The 248-nt window shown below is 55.2% G+C and carries 1 protein-coding gene; it reads left to right on the top strand.

Annotation, left to right across the window (positions count from 1 at the left end; genetic code table 11):
- Positions 1-248 (top strand): hypothetical protein (locus D2V08_RS17960; protein WP_439108263.1); only part of this gene is annotated, 248 nt, incomplete at both ends.

The raw sequence follows: 248 nt of genomic DNA, 5'->3' as shown, positions 1-248 counted from the left end.
TAGCACAAGCCTCGGGAGGAAAATTTACATGCTTCGAAAGAGACTGGCTGAGAAGAGACCTAAACGTGATCGGGTTCGGTTTGATCGGGTGGATTGCGCCATCAAGCATTCCGGTCATCAACGGCGACAGCTTAACCGGGCTTTTCTTCTCGAGCATTGGCACCGAGCTCTCCCACTTCCCCACCGGCCCGGCCCTCACTTCCCCATTCTGGTTGTGGTTGGTGCTTTGGCATCTGGGACTGTTCGTG

Source organism: Flagellimonas lutimaris (genome assembly GCF_003581615.1).
Taxonomy (GTDB): domain Bacteria; phylum Bacteroidota; class Bacteroidia; order Flavobacteriales; family Flavobacteriaceae; genus Flagellimonas; species Flagellimonas lutimaris.
The sequence above is the reverse complement of the archived record's forward strand: the minus strand, read 5'-3'. Positions and strand labels throughout refer to the sequence as shown.